Below are 21,548 nucleotides of genomic sequence, written 5' to 3'. Positions count from 1 at the left end.
ATGGCCACCGGCTGCATGTTGAGTTCCAGCGAGCGCACCAGCGCCGCCCGGCGCGACAGCCCCTGCGCCATCTGCTGGAAGGCGGTGACCAGGATGTGGATGCTGTCGGCGACGGCGAGGGTGAGGATGATGGTCGGGGCGATGCCGCTGGCCGGGTTCAGGCCCATGCCCGTCCAGCCGGCGATGCCCATGGCGGTCAGGGTCGAGCAGGCGATGACCAGCATGGTCACCAGCATGCCCGTAAGCGAGCGCAGCAGCAGGGCCATGGTCAGGGCGATCACCAGGAACATCGCCGGCACGAAGGTGCGCAGGTCGTCCTTGGTGGCGCGGCCGAAGCCGGCATCGAAGGGCACGCCGCCGGTGATATAAAAACGCAGTTCGGGGTAGCGGGCCCGGAAGTCGGCGACCAGCGCCTCGGCCGCGGCGGTGATGCGGGTGCTTTCGTCGGGGTCGCTGCCCGAGCGGATGATGTTGACGTTGATGCCCGCGGCGCGGCCGTCCGGCGCCAGCAGCCGGTTCACCAGTTGCGGTTCGGCCAGCGCGATACGGCGGACGCGTTGCAGCGCGCGTTCGTCCAGTGCCGCCGGGTCCTCCACCAGGTCGCCGACCACCAGCTCGTCCCCGTTCGCCTCGGTGTGCTGGAAATTGGTGATCGAGTCCACCCGGTTGGCGTCGGGGAGCTGCCAGGCAGCCTCGGTCAGCTCGACGAGGGCCGTGAGGATGCGTCGGGTGAAGACATCGCCGGACTCGGGAGCGACCGCGATATAGACGTTGTCGATCTTGTTGTAGGTGCGTTCCAGGGCCTCCAGTGCCAGCCGCTGCGGATTGTCCGGGCCGAACCAGATGCGGGCGTCATTCTGTGGCTGCAGCCGCGTGACGCCCATGCCCGCAGCGACGGTCAGGCCGATCACCAGCAGGATGACCGCCCAGCGCCAGCGCAGCACGGCCTCGGCGAAGCGGGTGCTCATGCCGGTGGGGGCACCGCTGCCGCCGGGCGGGCTCATGGCTCAGTTGCGGGGGAAGCGTTCGACCAGGCAGCGCAGGGCCTGGCCGCGGTGACTGATCCGGTTCTTTTCATCGGGGGAGAGTTCGGCTGCGCTGCAATCGTGGGTCGGCACCAGGAACACCGGATCATAGCCGAAGCCGTTGTCGCCACGGGGTGCTTCCAGAATGCGCCCCTCCCAGGTGCCCTGGCAGATCAGCGGCGTGGGATCCGCTTCATGCCGAAGCAGCACCAGCAGGCACTGGAAGCGCGCCGTGCGCTCGGTTTCCGGCACGCCCCGCAGCGCCGCAAGCAGTTTCTCGACATTCTCGGCATCCGAGGCGCCGGGTCCGGCATAACGTGCGGACCGGATCCCCGGTGCACCCTTGAGGGCGTCCACCTCAAGGCCCGAGTCGTCGGCAATGGCCGGGAGTCCCGTGTGGTGTGCCGCGTTGCGTGCCTTGAGCAGGGCATTTTCCACGAACGTCAGTCCGGTCTCCTCGGCCTCGGGCACCTCGAAGGCCGACTGCGGCACCACCTCGATGTCGTGGCCGGCGAGCAGGGCGTTGAATTCACGCACCTTGCCCGGGTTGTTGCTGGCGAGCACGATTTTTTTCATGGAAGGCAGATTCAAGATGCAGGATTCAGGATACAAGCGGCAAGGCAGGTGGCGACACTCCGTTCACGCCTCCAGCGCCTTCTTCTGCTCCGCGAGCAGCCGGAAGATGCCGGCCTGGGCGAGGTCCAGCATGTCCATCAGCTCGCCGCGCGAGAAGGGATGGCCTTCGGCCGTGCCCTGGACCTCGATGAAGTCGCCCGAGCCGTTCATTACCACGTTCATGTCGGTTTCGGCGTTGCTGTCCTCGGCGTAGTCCAGATCCAGCACGGGTGTGCCCTGGTAGATGCCGACCGACACCGAGGCCACCTGGTCGGAGAGCGGGTCTTCCTTGAGTTCGCCCTGTTCCATCAGGTGACGCACGGCATCGGCCAGCGCCACGTAGCCACCGGTGATGCTGGCGGTGCGCGTGCCGCCATCGGCCTGGATGACGTCGCAGTCGATGGTGATCTGGCGCTCACCCAGCTTCTTCATGTCCACCACGGCGCGCAACGAGCGCCCGATGAGGCGCTGGATCTCGAGCGTGCGGCCGCCCTGCTTGCCGCGCGCGGCCTCGCGGTTCATGCGTTCGCCGGTGGCGCGCGGCAGCATGCCGTACTCGGCCGTCACCCAGCCCTTGCCCTGGCCGCGCAGCCAGGGCGGGATGCGGGTCTCCACGCTGGCGGTGCAGAGCACGCGGGTGTTGCCGAACTCAATCAGGACCGAGCCCTCGGCGTGCATGGTGTAGTTGCGGGTGATGCGGATGGGCCGCAGTTCGTCGGCGGCGCGCTGGCTGGGACGCATGGGGTCACCTGAGGCTGAAGTGGAGCCTTCGGATTATACAGCCTTGGATGGGGACGCAGCTCAGGATTTTCCGTCGTGGCGTTCGGTCATTTCGTGGCCGTATTCCGCCAGCGCCTGGTCCAGTTCGGCGATGGCGCGGGCGACCGGATCCGGCTCGGCCGCGTCGGCGGCATCCAGTTCCTCGCGGGTGGCCGTCTCGCCTTCCAGGCCCTCCCAGCGCAGCGCCACGGCGGTGATGTTGTCGCTCTGCGGCCAGGCCTTCTGCTCGGCGGTGACCGCCAGGGTCTCGATGGCATCGGCCAGGTTGTCGTTTTCCAGCACCTCCAGCAGGCGGGCCTCGGTGACATTGGCCCACAGACCGTCGGAGCACAGCAACAGCACGTCCCCGGGCTGCAGGAAGGCCGTGGGTCCCATGCTGATGCGCGGCGGGTGGTCGGCGTCGCCCAGGCACTGATTGACCTGGTTGCGCATCGGGTGTACCCGCGCCTGTCGCTCGGTGATGACGCCGGCCGCGACCAGGTCGGCGACCGGGGTGTGATCCCGGGTCTGGAAGAAGACATGGTCGTCGCGCAGCAGGTAGAAGCGGCTGTCGCCGACATGGGCCCAGTGTGCCATGTCGCCCTGTACCAGACAGGCCACGCCCGTGGTCAGGGGGCGGATCGGCGGGCGGTGGGTGCGGCCGACGGCGACGATGGTCCGGTGGGCGCGCTGGAGGGCGCTGCGCAGGAAGGCCGACGGATCGTCCATGGGGTCGCGCCCCAGGAACTCGCGGCGCAGGGTGTCGACGAAGGCCTGGGCGGCGAGGTCGCCGCGATCGTGCCCGCCCATGCCGTCCGCCACCGCCAGCAGCACGGCATCCTTGTCGGCGATGAGCAACGCGCGGTCCTGGTTGCCCTCCCGGTTGCCGACACGACTGGTGCGGGCCTCTTCGAAGCGCATGGCTCAGCCCTTGCCCCAGGGGAGGCTGGCCACCAGCCGGCCCAGCCCCGAGCTGGAGGCGTCGGGATCGGGGGGCGCTTCCTCGGCCAGCAGGGCGGCGCGGAACTCGGCCACGCTCTGCGGCCGCAGCAGCGGGTCCACCTCCATCGCCCAGTCGATGGCGCGCAGCAGGGGCGCTGGATAGTGCTTGCGGTACTGTTCGCTGGCGGGCTTGAGGGTGTCCCTTTCGTAACGGCTCCTGGCCGGTGGCGGCGGTTTGCCCTCGATGCAGGCGCGCATGGTGGCGCCGAAGGCATAGATATCGCTCCAGGGACCGACGTAGCCGTTCTGTTCGTATTGTTCGATGGGCGAGAAGCCGGCGCTGATCACCGAGCCCGGCTGTGACTGCCGGCTCTGCGGAAAGCCGTGCACCGCGCCGAAGTCGAGCAGCAGCGGGTGGCCGCCGGGTCGGATGTGGATGTTGCCCGGCTTGATGTCCAGGTGCAGCAGGTCGTTGCGGTGGATCTCCTCCAGGCCGTCCAGCAGCGGCGGGAACACCGTCCGCAGGAAGCGCGCACTGAGCCGGCCGCCGCGACTGCGGAGGTAGCGCTGCAGGTTCTTGCCCTCCTGGTAGTCCATGACCATGTAGACCGTCCCGTTGGCCCGGAAGAAGCTTATCACGTTCACGATGTTGGGATGCTTGAGGGTGGCCAGGGCGCTGGCCTCCTGGAAGAACAGCATGCGCCCCCGGTTGAAGCGGCTGGCCTCGGACGTCCCCCGGGGTACCACTGACAGATCCTTGTTCCGGTACGCCAGCCGCGCGGGCATGTACTCCTTGATGACCACCCGCTCGCCGGCGGGGTCCCGCCCGAGATAGACGAAACTGAAGCCGCCGCCGCCGAGTACCTCGACGATCTCGTATTGGTCCAGGCGGGTGCCGGCGGGCAGGGTCTGTGCTTTTTTCTTCAGCACGCGGGGTGCACTCTTGTAGTCCGGTTTATCCGCCGGACGATCCGGCTTACCATTGTTCCCTTGGTCGGCCGGCGCCGGCCCGTACTTGAGCGCGGGTCTTACTGGACGAAAAAATGACCATTGAATTCATTGGCTTGATCGTCAGGCAGCCCGCCGCCGCCGGACAACAGGGACGAACGACATGATTCTCAGCATGACCGCCTTCGCGCGCCAGGAACGGGAAGCGGCCTGGGGTGCGCTCACCTGGGAGCTGCGCTCGGTCAACCACCGCTATCTGGAAGTCATCGTGCGCCTGCCCGAGGAGCTGCGCGGACTGGAACCCCACATCCGCGAGCGGGTCGGCGAGCGCCTGCGCCGCGGCAAGGTGGAGTGCAATCTCAGGGTGCGGCTGGCACCGGTCGCCGGCAGCGCGCTGGAACTGGACGACGAACTCATCGGCCAGCTGGCCACGGCCGCCGCGACCGTTGCCGGCCGCTTCGGCGAGGCGGCGCCGGTCGACCCGCTGGACGTACTGCGCTGGCCGGGTGTCATCCACGAACAGCAGCCCGACCTGGGGCCGGTGCGCGAGGACGTGATGGCGGCCTTCGGGGACGCGCTGGAGGAACTGGTCGCCACCCGTCGGCGCGAGGGCGCGCACATCCGCGAGCTGCTGCTGGCCCGGCTGGCCGCGATGGAACCCATTGTTGCCGGCGTGCGCGCCCGGCTGCCCGAGGTACGCGACCGCGTCCGCGAACGGCTGCTCGCCCGGCTGGAGGAGGCCGGGGTGCAGGCCGATCCCGGCCGGCTGGAGCAGGAACTGGTGTTCGTGGCCCAGAAGATGGACGTCGATGAGGAGCTCGACCGGCTGGAGGGCCATATAAAGGAAGTGCGCCAGGTGCTGGAGCGGGACGAGGCCGTCGGCCGGCGGCTGGATTTCCTGATGCAGGAACTCAACCGCGAGGCCAACACCCTGGGTTCCAAGTCCGCCGACGCCGAGACCACCCGGGCCTCGGTCGATCTCAAGGTCCTGATCGAGCAGATGCGCGAACAGGTGCAGAATGTCGAATGAAGCCGATCACGGCCGGATTTTCTGACCCCCAACCCGCAGGAGCCGTCATGCCCCCGAAAGGCAATCTCTACATCATTTCCGCGCCCTCCGGCGCCGGCAAGACCAGCCTGGTCCGGGCGCTGATGGAGCGCATGGACGGACTGGCGTTTTCCGTTTCCCACACCACCCGCCCGCCGCGGCCGGGGGAGGTCGACGGGCGGGACTATCACTTCGTCGATCATGCCGCCTTCGAGGCCATGATCGAGGAGGGGGCCTTCCTGGAGTATGCGCGGGTGTTCGACAACTACTATGGCACGGCCCGGGCCTCGGTGGAGGCGGAGCTGGTGGCCGGTCGGGACGTGTTTCTGGACATCGACTGGCAGGGCGCCCGCCAGGTCCGCGGGGTCTGGCCGGAGGCGGCCGGGATCTTCGTGCTGCCGCCGTCGCGGGAGGCGCTGGAGGCGCGGTTGCGCGGCCGTGGCCAGGACAGCGACGAGGTGATCGCCCGGCGCATGCGCGATGCGGTGAGCGAGAGCGCCCACTACAACGAGTACGATTACCTCATCATCAACGAGGACTTCGACACGGCAGTGGCCGAGCTGGGCGCCATCGTCCAGGCCGGCCGCCTGCGGCTGGCGCGGCAGGAGGCTGCCCACGCCGGGCGCATCGCTGCCCTGCTGGCATCGGAAGGGTGATTGGGGTAGACTTCCCGGCCCGCAACCCACCTGAATTCTGGACGGAAACAGCGCATGGCACGTATCACGGTAGAAGATTGTCTGGAAAATGTCGCGAACCGCTTCGAGCTGGTGCTGGTTGCCGCCAAGCGTGCCCGCCAGTTGGCCCGCGGTGCCGAACCCAAGGTCGACTGGGAGAATGACAAGCCCACCGTGGTTGCCCTGCGCGAGATCGCCGAAGGCCTGGTGACCCCGGCCATCCTCGACGAGATCGCCGAGCCCGAAAAGCCCGAGATCGAGGCCGAGTTTGCCGAGGCGCTGGAGGCCGAGGGCGCGGCTCCGGAGGCCAGCGCAACCCCCAACCTGCCCGCCGAGGGCGACGAGCCCCCCGCAGCCTGATTCCTGCCTGACCGGCCCTGCCGCCGCGGCTGTCCGCGCCGGCCGGATTGGCCTATGATGCCATGAGCAGTGAAGATGCCCGGTGGCGGCGTGATGGGGGGACGCGGCGCCGCTGGCGTGTCCGCGGCACCAGGATCCCCCTCCCAGGTCAGGCGACGGTGGCAGAGCCCCAGCACAGCGGGATACCCGAACAGCGATTCCTGATCAGCGACCTGTGCCGGTTGCTGGAGGGCTATCTGCCCGAGGAACAGGTGCGCGAGGTATATCGCGCCTACCTGTTCGGTGCCGAGGCCCACGAGGGTCAGCACCGCTTGTCCGGCGAACCCTATATCTATCACCCCATCGCCGTGGCGCGCATCCTGGCCGGGATGCGGATGGACCATCAAAGCATCATGGCGGCCATCCTGCACGACGTCATCGAGGATACCCCCACCGCCAAGGACCAGCTCGAAAAGCTGTTCGGCCAGGAGGTCGCCGATCTGGTCGACGGGGTCAGCAAGCTCACCCAGATCCAGTTCGAGAGCAAGGCCGAGGCCCAGGCCGAGAACTTCCGCAAGATGATGCTGGCGATGGTCAAGGATATCCGCGTCATCGTCATCAAGCTCGCCGACCGCCTGCACAACATGCGGACGCTCGGCGTCATGCGGCCCGACAAGCGCCGGCGCATCGCCCGCGAGACGCTGGAGATCTACGCCCCCATCGCCAACCGGCTGGGCATGAACGCCATCCGCCTGGAGCTGGAAGACCTTGGCTTTGCCGCCCTGCATCCCATGCGCTCCCGGGTGCTGGCCGAGGCGGTGAAGCGGGCGCGTGGCAACCGCAAGGAAATCCTCAACAAGATCGAGACCGCCATTCGTGAGCGCCTGCTCCAGGAGCAGATCGAGGGCGAGGTCAAGAGCCGCGAGAAACACCTCTACAGCCTCTACCTCAAGATGCGGAACAAGGGGCTGTCCTTCTCCGAGGTCTCGGATGTCTACGCCTTCCGCGTCATCGTCGACTCGGTGGATACCTGCTATCGCGTGCTCGGCATCATGCACAACCTGTACAAGCCGGTGCCGGGCAAGTTCAAGGACTACATCGCCATTCCCAAGGCCAACGGCTACCAGTCGCTGCACACGGTGCTGTTCGGCCCCTTCGGGGTGCCGATCGAGGTGCAGATCCGCACCCGGGACATGGACCGGGTCGCCGAGGCCGGCATCGCCGCCCACTGGCTGTACAAGAGCGGCGAGAGCGGCGCCGCCAGTGCCCAGGCCCGTGCGCGCGAATGGTTGCGCGAACTGCTGGAGATGCAAAAGAGTGCGGGCGACTCGCTGGAGTTTCTGGAAAACGTCAAGATCGACCTGTTTCCCGACGAGGTCTACGTCTTTACGCCCAGGGGCGAGATCATGGAACTGCCGCGCGGGGCCACGCCGGTGGATTTCGCCTATGCCGTGCACACCGAGGTCGGCAATACCTGCATCGCCGCCAAGATCGATCGCCGGCTGGCGCCCCTGCGCACGCCGTTGCTCAACGGCCAGACGGTCGAGATCATCACCGCGCCCGGCGCCCACCCCAACCCGGCCTGGCTCAACTTCGTGGTCACCGGCAAGGCGCGGGCCAACATCCGCCACCATTTGAAGAACCTGCGCCGCGAGGAGGCGGTCGGCCTCGGCCAGCGGCTGCTGGACAAGGCGCTGGCCGGCCTGGGCAGCAGCCTGGAGGCGCTGGAGCCGGGGCGCATCGAGGACTTCGTGAGCGACTGCGGGCTGGCCGGGATCGACGACCTGCTCGAGGACATCGGCCTGGGCAACCGCATGCCGCTGCTGGTGGCGCGGCAACTGGTCGGCAGCAGCGAGGAGGAGGGTGCGGTGCAGGAGGCCGCCGGCGGCGCGTCGCGGCCGCTGGCGATCAAGGGTACCGAGGGCATGGTGGTCAGCTTCGCCAAGTGCTGCCGACCCATTCCCGGTGACCAGATCGTCGGCTTCGTCAGCGCCGGGCGCGGCATCGTGATTCATCGTCAGGAATGCCGGAATGTCGCCGATTTCCGTTCCCAGCCGGAGAAATGGCTGGATGTGGAGTGGGAGCCGGACATCGAGGGCGATTTCGCGGCCGAGTTGCGCGTGGAAGTGGCCAACCAGCGCGGCGTGCTGGCAACCGTTGCCGCGGCCATTGCCGACGAGGGGTCGAACATCGAGAATGTCGACATCGAGGAGCGCGACGGGATGAACACCTCCATCCTGTTTACCCTCACCGTCCGCGACCGCAGGCATCTGGCGCAGGTCATGCGCCGCATTCGTCACCTGCCGCTGGTGCTGCGGGTGACGCGCGTCAAGAGCTGAATGATCGAACGAGGAGCGCAGGTGAGCAGAGAAACCATCCATACCGACAAGGCCCCGCAGGCCATCGGTACCTATTCGCAGGCCGTGAGGACCGGCAACACCGTCTATCTGTCCGGGCAGATCCCGCTCGATCCGGCCAGCATGGCGCTGGTCGAGGGCGACATGGAGGCGCAGATCCGGCGCGTGTTCGACAATCTCGCGGCCGTGTGCGAGGCGGCGGGCGGGGGCTTGCAGCAGATTGCCAAGCTCAACGTCTTTCTCACCGATCTGGCCCATTTCCCGCTGGTCAACCAGGTCATGGCCGACTATTTCAGCGAACCCTATCCCGCGCGTGCGGCGATCGGCGTGGCCAGCCTGCCCAAGGGCGCGGCCGTGGAGATGGACGCCGTCCTGGTGCTCGACTGACCGCCCGCGGGCGGACCGCGCCTTCATGCGCAGCGACAGGGAAGCCGGGGCGCACCGCGATCCATCCGCCGCCGAGGTGCCGGTCACGGCGCTGAAGGGGGTGGGTCCGCGCATGGCGGAACGCCTGGCGAAGCTGCGCATCCATACCGTCCAGGACGTCCTGTTCCACCTGCCCTGCCGCTATCAGGACCGCACCCGCGTGAGGCCGCTGGGCAGCCTGCGCCCGGGCGACCAGGCCGTGATCGAGGCCGAGGTGCAGCTCGCCGAGGTGCGCTTCGGCCGGCGTCGCTCGCTGCTGGTCCGGCTGGCCGACGGCACCGGGCAGATCACCCTGCGCTTCTTTCACTTCAATGCCGCACAGCAGGCGGGGCTCGCCCGCGGCACCCGCGTGCGCTGCTTCGGTGAGGTCCGCCCCGGCGCCGCCACCCTGGAAATGATCCATCCCGAGTACGAGCGGGTCGAGGGCGCGGGCGCCGCCGAGGTGGCGGCCCATCTGACGCCGCTGTACCCGGCTACCGAGGGCGTGCACCAGCTCACGCTGCGCAAGCTCACCGACACTGCGCTGGCCTGGCTGGCGGCCCATCCGCAGGGGCTCACCGAGTGGCTGCCCGATGCGGTGCGGTCGCGCTTCGCCATGCCCGACCTGCGCGACGCCGTGCGCTACATCCACCGGCCGCCCCCCGATGCCGATGTGGCGGCGCTGGAAGCGGGCACCCATCCGGTGCAGCAGCGGCTCGCCTTCGAGGAGCTGCTGGCCCACCACCTCAGTCTGCGTGCCCTGCGCGCGCGCAAGCGCAGGCTGCGGGCACCGCCGCTGGCGGGGACCGGCCGGCTGCGCGAGGCCTTCCTGGCGACGTTGCCCTTTGCACCGACCGCGGCGCAGCTTCGGGTGAGCGAGGAGATCGCCCGCGACCTGGCCCGCGACCATCCCATGCTGCGGCTGGTGCAGGGCGATGTCGGTTCCGGCAAGACCCTGGTCGCCGCGCTGGCCGCGCTGCAGGCGGTGGAGGCCGGCTGGCAGGTGGCGGTGATGGCGCCGACCGAACTGCTGGCCGAGCAGCACTGGAAGAACTTCAACGGCTGGCTGGAGCCGCTTGGGGTGCGGCTCGGCTGGCTCAGCGGCCGGCGCAAGGGCCGGGCGCGGACCGACACCCTGGCAGGCCTTGCCGAGGGCGGCATCCAGGTTGCCGTGGGCACCCATGCCCTGTTCCAGGACGAGGTGCGCTTTGCGCGGTTGGGCCTGGTGATCGTCGACGAGCAGCACCGCTTCGGTGTGCACCAGCGCCTGGCGTTGCGCGACAAGGGCGGCAGCGCGCTGCGCCCGCACCAGCTCACGCTCACCGCGACGCCCATTCCGCGCACCCTGGCCATGGCCATGTATGCCGATCTCGATACCTCGCTGATCGACGAACTGCCGCCGGGGCGCACGCCCGTGGTCACCGTCGCCATCCCCGACAGTCGCCGCGCCGAGGTGGTGCAGCGGGTGGCCGATGCCTGCGCCCGGGGTCGCCAGGCCTACTGGGTGTGCACCCTGATCGAGGAATCCGAGACGCTGGCCGCGGAGGCCGCCGAGGCCACTGCCGCCCGTCTCGCCGAGGCCTTGCCGCAGTTGCGCGTGGGGCTGGTACACGGGCGCATGAAGGCGGCCGAGAAGGAAGCCGTGATGGCCGCCTTCAAGGCCGCCGAAATCGACCTGCTGGTGGCCACCACCGTCATCGAGGTCGGGGTGGATGTCCCCAATGCCTCGCTGATGATCATCGAGAACGCCGAGCGTCTGGGCCTGGCCCAGTTGCACCAGTTGCGCGGGCGAGTCGGGCGCGGCAGCGAGAAGAGCAGTTGCGTGCTGCTCTATCATCCGCCGCTGTCGCGGGCCTCGCGCGAGCGGCTGGCCGTCATGCGTGAAACCACCGACGGTTTCGTCATCGCCCAGCGTGACCTGGAGCTGCGCGGCCCCGGCGAGGTGCTGGGCACCCGCCAGACCGGCCTGGTGGAGATGCGGGTCGCCGATCTGGTGCGCGACCAGGCCCAGCTCGACGCCGTGGAAACGGTGGCCGACACCCTTCTTGAGCAGCATCCCGAACATGTGGCCCCGCTGGTGCGGCGCTGGCTCGGCGACGCGACCCGCTACGCGGCTGTCTGACGGTTGTGCTTGGCGCCTGTCGTCCCCTTCATGGGATAATCCGCGCCTCCTGAATCTTCCGTCGAGGCGAAGGGCTTGCCGCACTCCACAGGTTCGATCCGGACGACCGGGCCACGCTGGGCACGCGCCGGCTGTTACCGGCGCAGCCAGCTCACCCGCGAGCTGAGGCAGTGGCTGCTCGATCCCGCCTCGCTGACCCGGCGGCTGGTCGATGCCTGTCCGGGGCGCTTCCGGGTGCGGGTCGAGTTCCAGGGCTGGGGCCGGCCGCGGCGCGACGAGGCACAGGCGCTGGGTCTGCGCGATCGCCGCTTCGCCCTGATCCGCGAGGTGCACCTGTTCTGCGATGACACGCCCTGGGTGTTTGCCCGCACCGTGATTCCCGCCCGCACCCTCGGCGGTCGCCGGCGGCGGCTGGCGCGGCTGGGCGAGCGGCCGCTGGGTGCGGTGCTGTTCGCCGATCCGGGCATGGCGCGCGAGCCGGTGGAGCTGGCGGCGATCCGCCCCGGCAGCGAGCTGTACCGGCACGCGGTCGCGGGCACCCGTGCCCGGCCTGCGGTGATCTGGGGCCGGCGTTCGGTGTTCCGGCTGGATGGCCGGCCGCTGCTGGTGAGCGAGATCTTCCTGCCGCGCGTGGTGCGCGCGCTGTCGGGGTGTCGGGCATGACGGCATCGCGGGCGCGCGAACGGCTGATCGAGTATGCGCGGCTGATGCGACTGGACCGGCCGATCGGCATCCTGCTGCTGCTGTGGCCGACGCTGTGGGCCTTGTGGATCGCAGGCCAGGGGCGTCCCGACCCGCTGGTGCTGGCAGTGTTCGTGGCCGGCGTGGTGCTGATGCGCTCGGCCGGCTGCGTCATCAATGATTTCGCCGACCGTCACTTCGATCCGCACGTGGCGCGCACCCGCGACCGGCCCATCGCCGCCGGCCGGGTGAGTCCGCGCGAGGCCCTGATCCTGTTCGCGGTGCTCTGCCTGCTGGCCTTCGGGCTGGTGCTGCTGATGAACCGGCTCACCATCCTGCTGTCGTTCGTGGCGGTGGTGCTGGCCGTGGTCTATCCCTTCACCAAGCGCATCACCCATCTGCCCCAGGTGGTGCTGGGCGCAGCCTTCGGCTGGGCCATCCCCATGGCCTTTGCCGCCCAGACCGGCGAGCTGCCGCGCATCGCCTGGCTGCTGTTCGTGGTCAACATCCTCTGGTCGGTGGCCTACGACACCCTTTATGCCATGGTCGACCGGGAAGACGACCTCAAGATCGGGGTCAAGTCCACGGCCATCCTGTTCGGCGAGGCGGACCGGCTGGTGGTGGGGGTGCTGCAACTGCTGGTGCTGCTGGGCCTGAGCCTGGTCGGCAGCCTGGCGGGGCTGGGCGACTTCTATGCCATCGGCCTGCTGGTGGCCGCATTGCTGGCGCTGTACCAGCAGTACCTGATCCGCGACCGGGATCCGCGGCGCTGCTTCGAGGCCTTCCTCAACAACAACTGGTTCGGCGCCGCGGTGTTCGCCGGCATCGCCCTCGATTATCTCGCGCGCGGCGCATAAATTTTTGTTCTGGAAGGTATTGATCCGGCAACCGAACAAATATGTCGTGTCAATAACGAAGCGGATTTCATGCCCGTGGCCCGGAATACAACCATGCCTGCTGCGGGGCCTTGAACGGTAGTCGGGTCAACCGGAGCGCGCGGCGGCCGATAACCCTTCCGGATCCTGGTTTCGGCAGTGGGAAATCTGATGGGCATGCTTTCCGTGCGGCAATATACCCGGCGCAGCATCATGATACTGCTGGGCGTGCTCTGTATTTCGATGGTGCTGTTGTTTCTCGCCCTGCGGACCCATTTGCTGGCGCAGGCGCGGATCACCCAGCAGCAGCGGGTGGCACACCAGGCGGAGAACCTTTCCCAGACCATCCGCGTCTACCGCGATATCGTCGAGCGTCTCTCGGCACGGACGGAGGTGGCCGACATGCTGGCCCTGTCGCTGGCGGACGAAGCCCACGACTGGGCATTGCAGATGCGGTCCCTGCTGCCCGGCAGCGTGGGTCTGGCGCTGTTCGATGACCGGGGCAGGCTGCTCGGCGAGCCGCTTCGGCTCAGGCTGGGTGAGATGTGTCGCCTCGACATGCATCATTACCTGTCCGGAGAGATCCTGCCCGGGCCGCGCGTGCATCGCGGCGTCAAGGGGCTGGAACATTTCGACCTGGTTGCATCCGTAAACGGCATCGAGGGTCCGGTCGGGGTCGTGTTCGCCAGCTTCAGGCTCGATCTTGTGCAACAGGCACTCGACCGTGTCACCTCGCCGGGGCAGTCCCTGGCGCTGCTCGCCTATGATGGATCGGTCATCGCGCAGACCGGGCGGCCCGGCCCCGATGCCTGGGACTATCGTACGCCGGTGCCGGGCACCGCCTGGACGTTGCAGGCATTCATGCCGGCACCGGCCCTGGATGCGGTGGTCGTCTACTTCCTGGTGGCCTTCGCGGTTCTGGCCACCCTGCTCGCCGTTTTCCTGGCGCTCACCACCCGGAAGCTGGGCCGCCTGTTCATCGGGGAAATGGAGTCCATCCACCGGCTCGTGCGGGAACTGCAAGAGGAAAATCCGGGACTGGAGCTGAAACCGAGGCTGCAGGAGAGCCGCGGTCTTTTCGATGCGATCCGCGGACTGGCCGAGAACATTGCGGCACGCCAGCGGCGTCTCCTTCAGCAAAGCACCACCGATGACCTTACCGGGGTTCACAACCGGCGGCTACTGGAGCCGGTCTGTGCCGAGTTGCTCGATTTCGTCAAATCGGGTGGCAAGGGCTGCCTGGTGATCGTGGATATCGACCATTTCAAACAGACCAACGATCTCCACGGCCATGCCACGGGCGACAAGGTGCTGAAATGCCTGGCCGATGCATTGACCTCGAGGGGATACGAGGATCCCTGCATCCGGCTCGGCGGCGACGAGTTCGTGATCCTGTTGCGGGCCTTCGAACCCGCCGGCATGGCGCGCTGGTTCCACGCCCTGTCCGAGCGATTCCGGGCCAACCTGGCCGCCGCCGGGATCCCGGGCTTCGAGCACTGCACCCTCAGCGCGGGTGCGGCCGCGCTGGCGCCGGACATGGAAGATTGCAGCCGTGCCCTTCGGCGGGCCGACGAGGCACTCTATCAGGCGAAAAAGGGTGGGAGAAACAGGGTCGTCGTCGATGCGGGGGAAACGGTCGGCTGAGTAATTCATGCCGGTGAACCCGTGTACAATTCACGACCGCCCGCAGGCGCCTTGGGCTGGCCCGCTCCCGGCCCACGGTTGCCCGGTTGTGGCAAGGCCCCCTGGTCAGGCTGTCGGTTCCAGACGAGGAAACCTCATGAACAGAGACACGGGTGAGCAGGCTGCGAACCCCGAGAATCCCTACGTTCGCCTCGGCGGCGATGCCGCCGTGCGCGAGCTGGTGGCGCGCTTCTACGGCCACATGGACAGCCTGCCCGAGGCGCAGCCCATTCGTCGCCTGCACCCCGAGGACCTGTCCGGTTCCATCGAGAAGCTCTACGAGTTCCTGTCGGGCTGGCTCGGCGGGCCGCCGCTGTATGTCCAGAGGCATGGCCATCCCCGCCTGCGTGCCCGTCATCTGCCCTTCCCCATCGGCGACGCCGAGCGCGATCAATGGATGCTGTGCATGCGCCGCGCACTGGCGGACATGGACATCGACGACGCCCTGCGCGCGCAGCTCATCGAGGCCTTCCAGGGCATGGCCGACCACATGCGCAATCGCTGAAGGGGCAGGGCAAAGCGGCCCCGCAGGGCGGTAGCGGCCGGGGACGCAGGGGCCGCGCCGAGGCGCAGAGCGCGCGGCCTGTTGACATGTCCGGGTTGCACTGCGCGCCCCGCGCGCCTCACGCCCTCGCCACCACCCACACCGTGACTTTTTCCGCCCCCGCGCGCCTCAGGGTCCGGGCCAGGGCCTCGACGGTCGCACCGGTGGTCATGACGTCGTCGATGAGGGTGACCTGCGCCGGTGCGCGACCCGCCACGCGAAAGGCCCCGCGCAGGTTGCGCCGCCGTGCGCGGGCGTCGAGACCGCTCTGCGCCGGCGTGGCGCGCACGCGCTGTGCCAGATCGGGCAGCAACCGGCCGCCGCCCGCGTGGGCGACGCGGCGGGCGAGTTCCAGCGACTGGTTGAAGCCGCGCTCGCGCATGCGTGCCGGATGCAGGGGGACGGGCAGCAGCAACCGCTGCGGGTCCGGGCCCATGGCCGCGGCGAGCAGGTCGCCCAGGAGGCGGGCGTGGGCCAGCCTGCGTTCGAACTTGAGCATCTGGATCAGGCGGTCGACCGGTGGGCCGTAACGGAACAGCGCCTGCACGCCATCGAAGGCCGGGCGCTGCCGCTGGCAGCGGCCGCAGACCAGGTCGCCCGCTGCCATGGGCGCAGCGCAGATTCGGCATCCGGGGTCGGGTCGGGGCAGTTCGCGCCGGCAGGCGGCGCAGAGGTCGCGGCCGGCCTCGCCGGGGCCGCCGCACAGGCAGCAGACGGGCGGCAGCAGGTGCTGCTGGACAAGTTCCAGCCACTTGTAAACCATCCGAAGTCCCTTTCGGTTGACAGCCGTGCCTTCTGTGGCGATAGTCGCGCCTCGCCCGAACAGTCTAACCCGGAAGCCAAGCCGCATGACCGAGACTCCTGCCCCCGGCGCGCCCATCGAACTTCGCGGGCGCAGTGCGCGCCGCGCCGCCGCACTGTTCAACTATGGCAACCTGGTCGCCGCCCTGGTGCCCTTTCCGCTGGGCATCCTGTGGCTCGGGGCATCCATGTTCGTCTATGCCATGAACCGCCACCATCCCAACCCGAAGGTGGGCCACTATACCCAGCAGGCGGCCTATCGCTTCTATGGCATCACCGGCTTTTTCGTCGCCGTGGGCATGTTCCTGCCCACGGAACTCGACTATTTCCTGATCGCCTGGGCGCTGATGGCGCTGATCCTGATTCCCTGGTCGCTGCTGGACCTGTGGCGGATCCGTCGCGATACCTGGGATGACCTGATCGTTCACGAGGAGAACCACCCATGAGCGGCGCAGTGGCCAATGGCCCGGCCGGCGACGGCCTGCGCCACGACTGGCAGCGCGAGGAGATCGAGGCGCTGTTCGCCGAACCCTTCATGGACCTGATGTACCGTGCCCAGCAGGTGCACCGCGAGCACTTCATGCCGGGCGAGGTACAGGTGAGTACCCTGCTGTCGATCAAGACCGGGGCCTGTCCCGAGGACTGCGCCTACTGCCCGCAGAGCGCGCATCACAAGACCGGCCTGGAAGTCGAGCGCCTGTTGCCGCTCGACGAGGTCGTCGAGGCCGCGAGGGCGGCGAAGGCCCGCGGCGCCAGCCGCTTCTGCATGGGCGCGGCCTGGCGCCAGCCCCGCGACAAGGATCTGGAGCCCGTGCTGGAGATGGTGCAGGCGGTCAAGGCGCTGGGCCTGGAGACCTGCGTCACCCTGGGGATGCTCACCGCCGAGCAGACCCGCCGGCTGCGCGATGCCGGGCTGGACTACTACAACCACAATCTCGATACCTCGCCCGAGTTCTATGGCGAGATCATCAGCACCCGCACCTATCAGGACCGGCTGGATACCCTGGCCCATGTGCGCGAGGCCGGCATCCACGTCTGTTCCGGGGGCATCGTCGGTATGGGCGAGGACCGTGCCGATCGCGCCGGCATGCTGCAGGCGCTGGCCAATCTGCCCCGTCATCCCGAGAGCGTGCCCATCAATCTGCTGGTCCGGGTCGAGGGCACGCCGCTGGCCGAGGTCGAGCCGCCGGACCCCTTCGAGTTCGTGCGCACCATCGCCGTGGCACGCATCCTGATGCCGGCCTCGCATGTGCGTCTGTCCGCCGGGCGCGAGGCCATGGGCGACGAGCTGCAGGCGCTGTGCTTTCTGGCCGGCGCCAATTCCATTTTTTACGGCGAGAAGCTGCTGACCACGCCCAACCCGGACGCCGACCGCGACCGGGCCCTGTTCGAGCGCCTGGGCATCACCCCCGTCTGAGGGCGGGCGCAACCCCATGCGCGACCTGTCCTCTCGTCTGGAATCCCTGCGTGCCGAGGGTCGCTACCGGACCCGGCGCATCGCCGAGTCGGCGCAGGGGCCGGAACGGGTGGTGGACGGCGAGCGCCTGCTGACCTTCTGCAGCAACGATTACCTTGGCCTGGCCGCGCACCCCGAGGTGGTCGCGGCCTTGCGCGCCGCGGCCGGGGCGTGGGGCGTGGGCAGCGGCGCGGCGCACCTGATCAGCGGCCATACCCGCCCGCACCACGAACTCGAGGCCGCGCTTGCCGCCTTCGTCGGCGCGCCGCGGGCGTTACTGTTCTCCACCGGCTACATGGCCAATCTCGGCGTCGCTGGCGCGCTGCTGTCGCCGGGGGACCGCCTGTTCGAAGATCGGCTCAATCACGCCTCGCTGCTGGACGGGGCGCGCTACAGCGGGGCGCGGCTGGTGCGCTATGCCCATGGCGACATGGCGGCGCTGGCAGCGCGGCTGTCGCCGGGGGTGAGCGGGCTGATCGCCAGCGACGGCCTGTTCAGCATGGATGGTGATCTGGCGCCGCTGCCGGAGCTGCGGGCGCTCGCCGAGGCGCACGGCCTGCCCCTGCTGCTGGACGAGGCCCATGCCCTCGGCGTGCTCGGTCATGGCGGCCGCGGCAGTCTCGAACACTGGGGGCTGGCCGGCGACTGGCCGGAGGGCCTGATCCTGATGGGCACCCTGGGCAAGGCATTGGGTACCTTCGGCGCCTTCGTCGCCGGCAGCGAGGCCTTGATCGAAACCCTCATCCAGCAGGCGCGGCCCTATGTGTTCACCACCGCCACCCCGCCCGCGCTGGCCGCTGCCGCACTCAGGGCGCTGGAGCTGGCCGCCGACCCCGCGCTCCGGGAACGGCTGGCGGCGCTGATCGAGCGCTTTCGTGCCGGCGCTGCCGAACTCGGATTGCCGCTGATGACCTCGCAGACACCGATCCAGCCCCTGCTGGTCGGCGAGTCGGAAGCGGCGCTGCGGCTGTCCGAGGCCCTGCGCGGGGAGGGGCTGCTGGTCCCGGCCATCCGCCCGCCGACGGTGCCCGGAGGCAGCGCCCGGCTGCGCATCACCTTCAGTGCCGCCCATGAGCCGGCGCAGGTCGACCGACTGCTGGCGGCGCTGGAACGGCACCGGGGGCTGCTGGCATGAGGCTGGCCACCCGGGTGCAGGGCGCCGGGCCGGACCTGGTACTGGTGCATGGCTGGGGCCTGAATGCGGCGGTCTGGGAGCCGCTGACGGAACGACTGGCCGGCCGTCATCGGCTGACCTCGATCGAGCTGCCCGGTCACGGCGCCAGCCCGCCGCCCGGCGAGGGGACGACGACCGCGGATCTGGTCGAGGCGCTGCTGGCCGCTGCCCCGGCGCGGGCCGCCTGGCTGGGCTGGTCCCTGGGCGGGCTGCTGGCGCTGGCCGTGGCGCAGGCCGCGCCGGACCGCATCACCCGGCTGGGCCTGCTGGCCACCAATCCCTGTTTCACCCGGCGCGCGGACTGGTCCTGTGCCATGGTGCCCGAGGTGCTGGCGGGCTTTGCCCGTGACCTCGAGACGCAGCCGCAGCGCACCTTGCAGCGCTTCCTCGGCCTGGTCGCGCGCGGCGCGCCGTCCGCAGACACACTGCGCGACCTGCGGCGGCGGGTGCTGGATGCGCCCGCGCCGCATCCGCGGGGGCTGGCACTGGGCCTCGAGCTGCTGCGTGACCGGGACCTGCGGCCGGCACTTGCCGCCGTCAGCCAACCCTTGTGGCTCGGTTTCGGTGCCCGCGACACCCTGGTGCCGCTGGCGGCCGCGGACGCCGTGGCGGCCTTGTGTCCGACGGCGCGGATCACGCGTTTCGAGGGCGCCGGGCACGCCCCGCTGCTGTCGCATCCGGACGCGCTGGTCACAGCGCTGGGGCCGCTGCTGGCATGAACGGCGGTATCGACAAGCGCCAGGCGCGCGCCGCCTTCAACCGGGCGGCGGACAGCTACGACGCCCATGCCCTGCTGCAGCGGGAGGTGGGCGGGCGCCTGCTGGAACGTCTCGATTGCCTGCCGCTCAGCCCGGCCCGGGTGCTGGATCTCGGCTGCGGCACCGGCGAGTTCACCCGGGCGCTGGGGCGGCGCTATCGTGGCGCGGAGCTGTTGGCCCTGGATCTGGCCGAACGCATGCTGGCACGCACCCGGCAGCGCTTCCGCTGGTGGCGGCGCCCGCGGCTGATATGCGGCGACATGGAGCGCCTGCCGCTGGCGGATCATTCGGTGGATCTGGTGTTCTCGAATCTGGCGCTGCAGTGGAGCAACGAGCCGGCCCGGGTGTTCGAGGAGCTGCGCCGGGTACTGCGCCCCGACGGGGCGCTCTTCTTCACCACCCTGGGGCCGGACACCCTTCGGGAGCTGCGCGCGGCCTGGGCGGAGGTCGATGGCGGTACCCACGTCAATCGTTTCATGGATCTCCATGATATTGGTGACGCCCTGCTGGCTGCCGGCCTGCGCGACCCGGTGACCGACATGGAGCGCCTCACCCTGACCTATGCCGACCTGCGCGGCCTCCTGGATGACCTGCGCGGGCTCGGTGCCCACAATGTCAATCGCGACCGGCCGCGGACCATGACCGGCAAGCGGCGCTGGCAGGCCTTCGAGGCGGCCTACGAGGTCCATCGTGGCGCCGACGGGCGCCTGCCCGCAACCTGGGAGATCGTCTATGGCCATGCCCTGGGCCGCGATCTGGCGACGACGGCCGGCGGCGAGGTGCGGGTGCCGGTCGACATCCTGCGAGCCCCCCGGCGATGAATGCCGACGCATCGCTCGGCTGGTTCGTCACCGGGACCGATACCGGCATCGGCAAGACCTGGGTGTCCTGCCTGATGCTGCGCCACTGGGCGGCGCAGGGCCGGCGTGCGGCGGGATTCAAGCCGGTTGCGTCGGGCTGCCGGCGCACCCCGGACGGTTTGCGCAACGAGGATGCCGAGGCGCTGATGGCGGCATCCTCCGTTGCCTTGCCCTACGCCGGGGTGAATCCGGTGGCGCTGGAGCCGGCCATCGCGCCCCATCTGGCCGCCGCGGAGGCGGGCGTGGTGATCGAGCCCGAGGTCCTGGCGCGGGACATCCGGCGCGCCGCAGCCGGGGCCGGCCTGGAGCGGCTGGTGGTGGAGGGCGTCGGCGGCTGGTCGGTGCCGCTGGGTCCGGCGGGCGACCTGCCGGAGCTGGCCCGTGCCCTGGGATTGCCGGTACTGCTGGTGGTGGGGGTGCGGCTGGGCTGTCTTAATCACGCCCTGCTCACGGCGGAGGCGGTCGAGCGCTCGGGGCTGCTGCTGGCGGGCTGGGTGGCCAACCTGGTCGAGCCCGACCTGCCCCGCCTCCAAGGCAATCTGGAAACCCTGGCCACCCGTCTTCCCGCGCCCTGCCTGGGCACCGTGCCACTGGGTGCGCGCACCCCCGATGAGGCCCCGTTGCTGCTGTCCTGAACGGATCCCGGGATCGAGATTGCCAAATCCGGCAAAAATTTGACACTTGTTATTTCAATATCATGATTTTGAAGGTTTATTTTTAAAAACCTTTATAAATCTGTCGTCATCCCAGGGTTTCGTGGGCGATCGCCGGTTTCTGGCATGAAAACTTCGTTTATCGGAATATTATAATGTCATTAATTATTGTTTATAGATTTCATAAGGCCCTGTTATAGCGAACTTCTATCGGGTTTTCTTGCCATTTGCTTGCGCCCCTCATGGCCTTCGGTTAGCATCCTCGACCAGTCCAAAAACAATCCATTTGCAGTACGTTTTCCGACAGAACGAAGAGGGGCGCAGTGGTCGCAGCCCACGAAGACGCTGGAAGGTCGGCCTGTCGAGTCGAAATCCGACCGAACCGATCCCTGTCCTGGAAGGGGACGCAGGCCGTTGTCTGCGGTATCGCACTGGTTTCCTTCACCATCGCCGGCGCATTCGCCAGTCTTGGCTACTGGCTGCTGTTGCCCTTCGCCGGCCTGGAGATTGCGGCGCTCGCCGCCGGTTTCTACCTCGCCTCGCTGCGCAGCCACGAGCGCGAGGAGATCGCCATCGACGAGGCCTCCGTCGCCCTGCGCCGCGGCGGGCGTGTCCTGCACACCCTGTTTCATGCGCCCCGCGCCTGGGCGCGCATCCATCTGGATCCTTCCCGCTACCGGGGACATCCGAGCCGGTTGCTGCTGTGCAGCCAGGGCCGGGAAGTCGAGATCGGTGCTGGCCTGAGCGAAGTCGAACGAACCCGGCTGGCGCGCCTCCTGCGCGACCGGCTGCAAGGCGGTTTCGCGGGGATGGCCTGCTAGGACCCGTA

At 68.9% G+C, this 21,548-nt stretch carries 23 protein-coding genes; 17 read left to right on the top strand and 6 right to left on the bottom strand.

From position 1 onward, the window contains the following. The 5 genes from MVF76_RS09930 to MVF76_RS09910 form a co-directional block, all read right to left on the bottom strand. Positions 1 to 1,004, bottom strand: a 1,004-nt coding sequence (locus tag MVF76_RS09930; protein WP_297528653.1) for an efflux RND transporter permease subunit, incomplete at its 3' end; no start/stop codon positions are given. A gap of 3 nt (positions 1,005 to 1,007) precedes the next feature. Next, a complete protein-coding gene (locus MVF76_RS09925) occupies positions 1,008 to 1,601 on the bottom strand; it encodes an XTP/dITP diphosphatase (RefSeq protein ID WP_297528652.1) in 594 nt (197 codons plus the stop codon). Positions 1,602 to 1,664: 63 nt separating this feature from the next. Further along, positions 1,665 to 2,381 (bottom strand): ribonuclease PH, encoded by a 717-nt coding sequence (rph, locus tag MVF76_RS09920; RefSeq protein WP_297528651.1) that lies wholly within the window; start codon positions 2,379 to 2,381, stop codon positions 1,665 to 1,667. A 60-nt stretch (positions 2,382 to 2,441) separates the two neighbouring features. Next, positions 2,442 to 3,320, bottom strand: coding sequence for a PP2C family protein-serine/threonine phosphatase (locus MVF76_RS09915; RefSeq protein WP_297528650.1), 879 nt, complete (start codon positions 3,318 to 3,320; stop codon positions 2,442 to 2,444). A 3-nt stretch (positions 3,321 to 3,323) separates the two neighbouring features. Further along, the gene (locus MVF76_RS09910; RefSeq protein ID WP_297528649.1) at positions 3,324 to 4,271 is read right to left on the bottom strand and encodes a serine/threonine-protein kinase; all 948 of its coding nucleotides are present in this window, start codon (positions 4,269 to 4,271) and stop codon (positions 3,324 to 3,326) included. Positions 4,272 to 4,452: 181 nt separating this feature from the next. On the opposite strand from MVF76_RS09910, the gene MVF76_RS09905 reads away from it, so the two are divergent. The 10 genes from MVF76_RS09905 to MVF76_RS09860 all read left to right on the top strand — a co-directional run bounded on the left by MVF76_RS09905 (position 4,453) and on the right by MVF76_RS09860 (position 14,978). Further along, a complete protein-coding gene (locus MVF76_RS09905) occupies positions 4,453 to 5,319 on the top strand; it encodes a YicC/YloC family endoribonuclease (protein ID WP_297528648.1) in 867 nt (288 codons plus the stop codon). Between the two features lie 47 nt (positions 5,320 to 5,366). Further along, positions 5,367 to 5,993, top strand: a complete 627-nt coding sequence (gmk, locus tag MVF76_RS09900; RefSeq protein ID WP_297528647.1) for a guanylate kinase — start codon at positions 5,367 to 5,369, stop codon at positions 5,991 to 5,993. 54 nt (positions 5,994 to 6,047) lie between these two features. After that, positions 6,048 to 6,371 carry a DNA-directed RNA polymerase subunit omega gene (rpoZ, locus tag MVF76_RS09895; RefSeq protein WP_297528646.1) on the top strand — a complete coding sequence of 108 codons (324 nt, stop codon included), beginning with the start codon at positions 6,048 to 6,050 and terminating at the stop codon, positions 6,369 to 6,371. Positions 6,372 to 6,433: 62 nt separating this feature from the next. Continuing rightward, a complete protein-coding gene (gene spoT / locus MVF76_RS09890; RefSeq protein ID WP_411293557.1) occupies positions 6,434 to 8,689 on the top strand; it encodes a bifunctional GTP diphosphokinase/guanosine-3',5'-bis pyrophosphate 3'-pyrophosphohydrolase in 2,256 nt (751 codons plus the stop codon). Positions 8,690 to 8,710: 21 nt separating this feature from the next. After that, complete coding sequence (locus tag MVF76_RS09885; protein ID WP_297528644.1) at positions 8,711 to 9,094, top strand: RidA family protein; 384 nt, start codon at positions 8,711 to 8,713, stop codon at positions 9,092 to 9,094. Positions 9,095 to 9,119: 25 nt separating this feature from the next. Then, on the top strand, positions 9,120 to 11,234 hold the full coding sequence (recG, locus tag MVF76_RS09880; RefSeq protein ID WP_297528643.1) for an ATP-dependent DNA helicase RecG: 2,115 nt from the start codon (positions 9,120 to 9,122) through the stop codon (positions 11,232 to 11,234). A gap of 75 nt (positions 11,235 to 11,309) precedes the next feature. Further along, positions 11,310 to 11,897 carry a chorismate--pyruvate lyase family protein gene (locus MVF76_RS09875; protein WP_297528642.1) on the top strand — a complete coding sequence of 196 codons (588 nt, stop codon included), beginning with the start codon at positions 11,310 to 11,312 and terminating at the stop codon, positions 11,895 to 11,897. Further along, complete coding sequence (gene ubiA, locus MVF76_RS09870; protein WP_297528641.1) at positions 11,894 to 12,772, top strand: 4-hydroxybenzoate octaprenyltransferase; 879 nt, start codon at positions 11,894 to 11,896, stop codon at positions 12,770 to 12,772. The genes MVF76_RS09875 and ubiA overlap by 4 nt, the downstream gene beginning before the upstream one ends. Before the next feature lie 189 nt (positions 12,773 to 12,961). Then, positions 12,962 to 14,434, top strand: coding sequence for a sensor domain-containing diguanylate cyclase (locus MVF76_RS09865; protein WP_297528640.1), 1,473 nt, complete (start codon positions 12,962 to 12,964; stop codon positions 14,432 to 14,434). Positions 14,435 to 14,570: 136 nt separating this feature from the next. Further along, positions 14,571 to 14,978, top strand: a complete 408-nt coding sequence (locus MVF76_RS09860; protein ID WP_297528639.1) for a group II truncated hemoglobin — start codon at positions 14,571 to 14,573, stop codon at positions 14,976 to 14,978. Between the two features lie 118 nt (positions 14,979 to 15,096). Here the strand turns inward: MVF76_RS09860 and MVF76_RS09855 are convergent, their stop codons facing one another. Beyond that, positions 15,097 to 15,780, bottom strand: coding sequence for a ComF family protein (locus tag MVF76_RS09855; RefSeq protein WP_297528638.1), 684 nt, complete (start codon positions 15,778 to 15,780; stop codon positions 15,097 to 15,099). An 85-nt stretch (positions 15,781 to 15,865) separates the two neighbouring features. Between MVF76_RS09855 and MVF76_RS09850 the strand changes: the two genes are divergently transcribed. The 7 genes from MVF76_RS09850 to MVF76_RS09820 all read left to right on the top strand — a co-directional run bounded on the left by MVF76_RS09850 (position 15,866) and on the right by MVF76_RS09820 (position 21,540). Beyond that, positions 15,866 to 16,264 carry a hypothetical protein gene (locus MVF76_RS09850; RefSeq protein ID WP_297528637.1) on the top strand — a complete coding sequence of 133 codons (399 nt, stop codon included), beginning with the start codon at positions 15,866 to 15,868 and terminating at the stop codon, positions 16,262 to 16,264. Further along, entirely contained in the window at positions 16,261 to 17,235 is a 975-nt protein-coding gene (gene bioB / locus MVF76_RS09845) for a biotin synthase BioB (RefSeq protein WP_297528636.1), read from the top strand. Before MVF76_RS09850 ends, bioB begins: the two co-directional genes overlap by 4 nt. Before the next feature lie 16 nt (positions 17,236 to 17,251). Next, complete coding sequence (bioF, locus tag MVF76_RS09840) at positions 17,252 to 18,409, top strand: 8-amino-7-oxononanoate synthase (protein ID WP_297528635.1); 1,158 nt, start codon at positions 17,252 to 17,254, stop codon at positions 18,407 to 18,409. Then, the gene (gene bioH / locus MVF76_RS09835) at positions 18,406 to 19,167 is read left to right on the top strand and encodes a pimeloyl-ACP methyl ester esterase BioH (RefSeq protein WP_297528634.1); all 762 of its coding nucleotides are present in this window, start codon (positions 18,406 to 18,408) and stop codon (positions 19,165 to 19,167) included. The genes bioF and bioH overlap by 4 nt, the downstream gene beginning before the upstream one ends. Next, positions 19,164 to 20,027, top strand: a complete 864-nt coding sequence (gene bioC / locus MVF76_RS09830) for a malonyl-ACP O-methyltransferase BioC (protein ID WP_297528633.1) — start codon at positions 19,164 to 19,166, stop codon at positions 20,025 to 20,027. Before bioH ends, bioC begins: the two co-directional genes overlap by 4 nt. Then, entirely contained in the window at positions 20,024 to 20,701 is a 678-nt protein-coding gene (gene bioD / locus MVF76_RS09825; RefSeq protein WP_297528632.1) for a dethiobiotin synthase, read from the top strand. The genes bioC and bioD overlap by 4 nt, the downstream gene beginning before the upstream one ends. A gap of 341 nt (positions 20,702 to 21,042) precedes the next feature. After that, the gene (locus MVF76_RS09820; RefSeq protein WP_297528631.1) at positions 21,043 to 21,540 is read left to right on the top strand and encodes a DUF2244 domain-containing protein; all 498 of its coding nucleotides are present in this window, start codon (positions 21,043 to 21,045) and stop codon (positions 21,538 to 21,540) included. Positions 21,541 to 21,548 lie beyond the last annotated feature (8 nt).

Origin of the sequence: Thiohalobacter sp., from assembly GCF_027000115.1 — a bacterium.
Taxonomy (GTDB): domain Bacteria; phylum Pseudomonadota; class Gammaproteobacteria; order Thiohalobacterales; family Thiohalobacteraceae; genus JALTON01.
The sequence above is the reverse complement of the archived record's forward strand: the minus strand, read 5'-3'. Positions and strand labels throughout refer to the sequence as shown.

Excerpts from the sequence above, each read along its gene's own strand:
- MVF76_RS09905 (WP_297528648.1), top strand. The coding sequence starts at position 4,453 with ATGATTCTCAGCATGACCGCCTTCGCGCGCCAGGAACGGGAAGCGGCC.
- MVF76_RS09855 (WP_297528638.1), bottom strand. The coding sequence starts at position 15,780 with ATGGTTTACAAGTGGCTGGAACTTGTCCAGCAGCACCTGCTGCCGCCC.
- bioD (WP_297528632.1), top strand. The coding sequence starts at position 20,024 with ATGAATGCCGACGCATCGCTCGGCTGGTTCGTCACCGGGACCGATACC.
- rpoZ (WP_297528646.1), top strand. The coding sequence starts at position 6,048 with ATGGCACGTATCACGGTAGAAGATTGTCTGGAAAATGTCGCGAACCGC.
- rph (WP_297528651.1), bottom strand. The coding sequence starts at position 2,381 with ATGCGTCCCAGCCAGCGCGCCGCCGACGAACTGCGGCCCATCCGCATC.
- MVF76_RS09850 (WP_297528637.1), top strand. The coding sequence starts at position 15,866 with ATGACCGAGACTCCTGCCCCCGGCGCGCCCATCGAACTTCGCGGGCGC.
- bioH (WP_297528634.1), top strand. The coding sequence starts at position 18,406 with ATGAGGCTGGCCACCCGGGTGCAGGGCGCCGGGCCGGACCTGGTACTG.
- spoT (WP_411293557.1), top strand. The coding sequence starts at position 6,434 with ATGAGCAGTGAAGATGCCCGGTGGCGGCGTGATGGGGGGACGCGGCGC.
- bioC (WP_297528633.1), top strand. The coding sequence starts at position 19,164 with ATGAACGGCGGTATCGACAAGCGCCAGGCGCGCGCCGCCTTCAACCGG.
- recG (WP_297528643.1), top strand. The coding sequence starts at position 9,120 with ATGCGCAGCGACAGGGAAGCCGGGGCGCACCGCGATCCATCCGCCGCC.
- bioB (WP_297528636.1), top strand. The coding sequence starts at position 16,261 with ATGAGCGGCGCAGTGGCCAATGGCCCGGCCGGCGACGGCCTGCGCCAC.
- MVF76_RS09915 (WP_297528650.1), bottom strand. The coding sequence starts at position 3,320 with ATGCGCTTCGAAGAGGCCCGCACCAGTCGTGTCGGCAACCGGGAGGGC.
- MVF76_RS09925 (WP_297528652.1), bottom strand. The coding sequence starts at position 1,601 with ATGAAAAAAATCGTGCTCGCCAGCAACAACCCGGGCAAGGTGCGTGAA.
- MVF76_RS09860 (WP_297528639.1), top strand. The coding sequence starts at position 14,571 with ATGAACAGAGACACGGGTGAGCAGGCTGCGAACCCCGAGAATCCCTAC.
- MVF76_RS09865 (WP_297528640.1), top strand. The coding sequence starts at position 12,962 with ATGGGCATGCTTTCCGTGCGGCAATATACCCGGCGCAGCATCATGATA.
- bioF (WP_297528635.1), top strand. The coding sequence starts at position 17,252 with ATGCGCGACCTGTCCTCTCGTCTGGAATCCCTGCGTGCCGAGGGTCGC.
- gmk (WP_297528647.1), top strand. The coding sequence starts at position 5,367 with ATGCCCCCGAAAGGCAATCTCTACATCATTTCCGCGCCCTCCGGCGCC.
- ubiA (WP_297528641.1), top strand. The coding sequence starts at position 11,894 with ATGACGGCATCGCGGGCGCGCGAACGGCTGATCGAGTATGCGCGGCTG.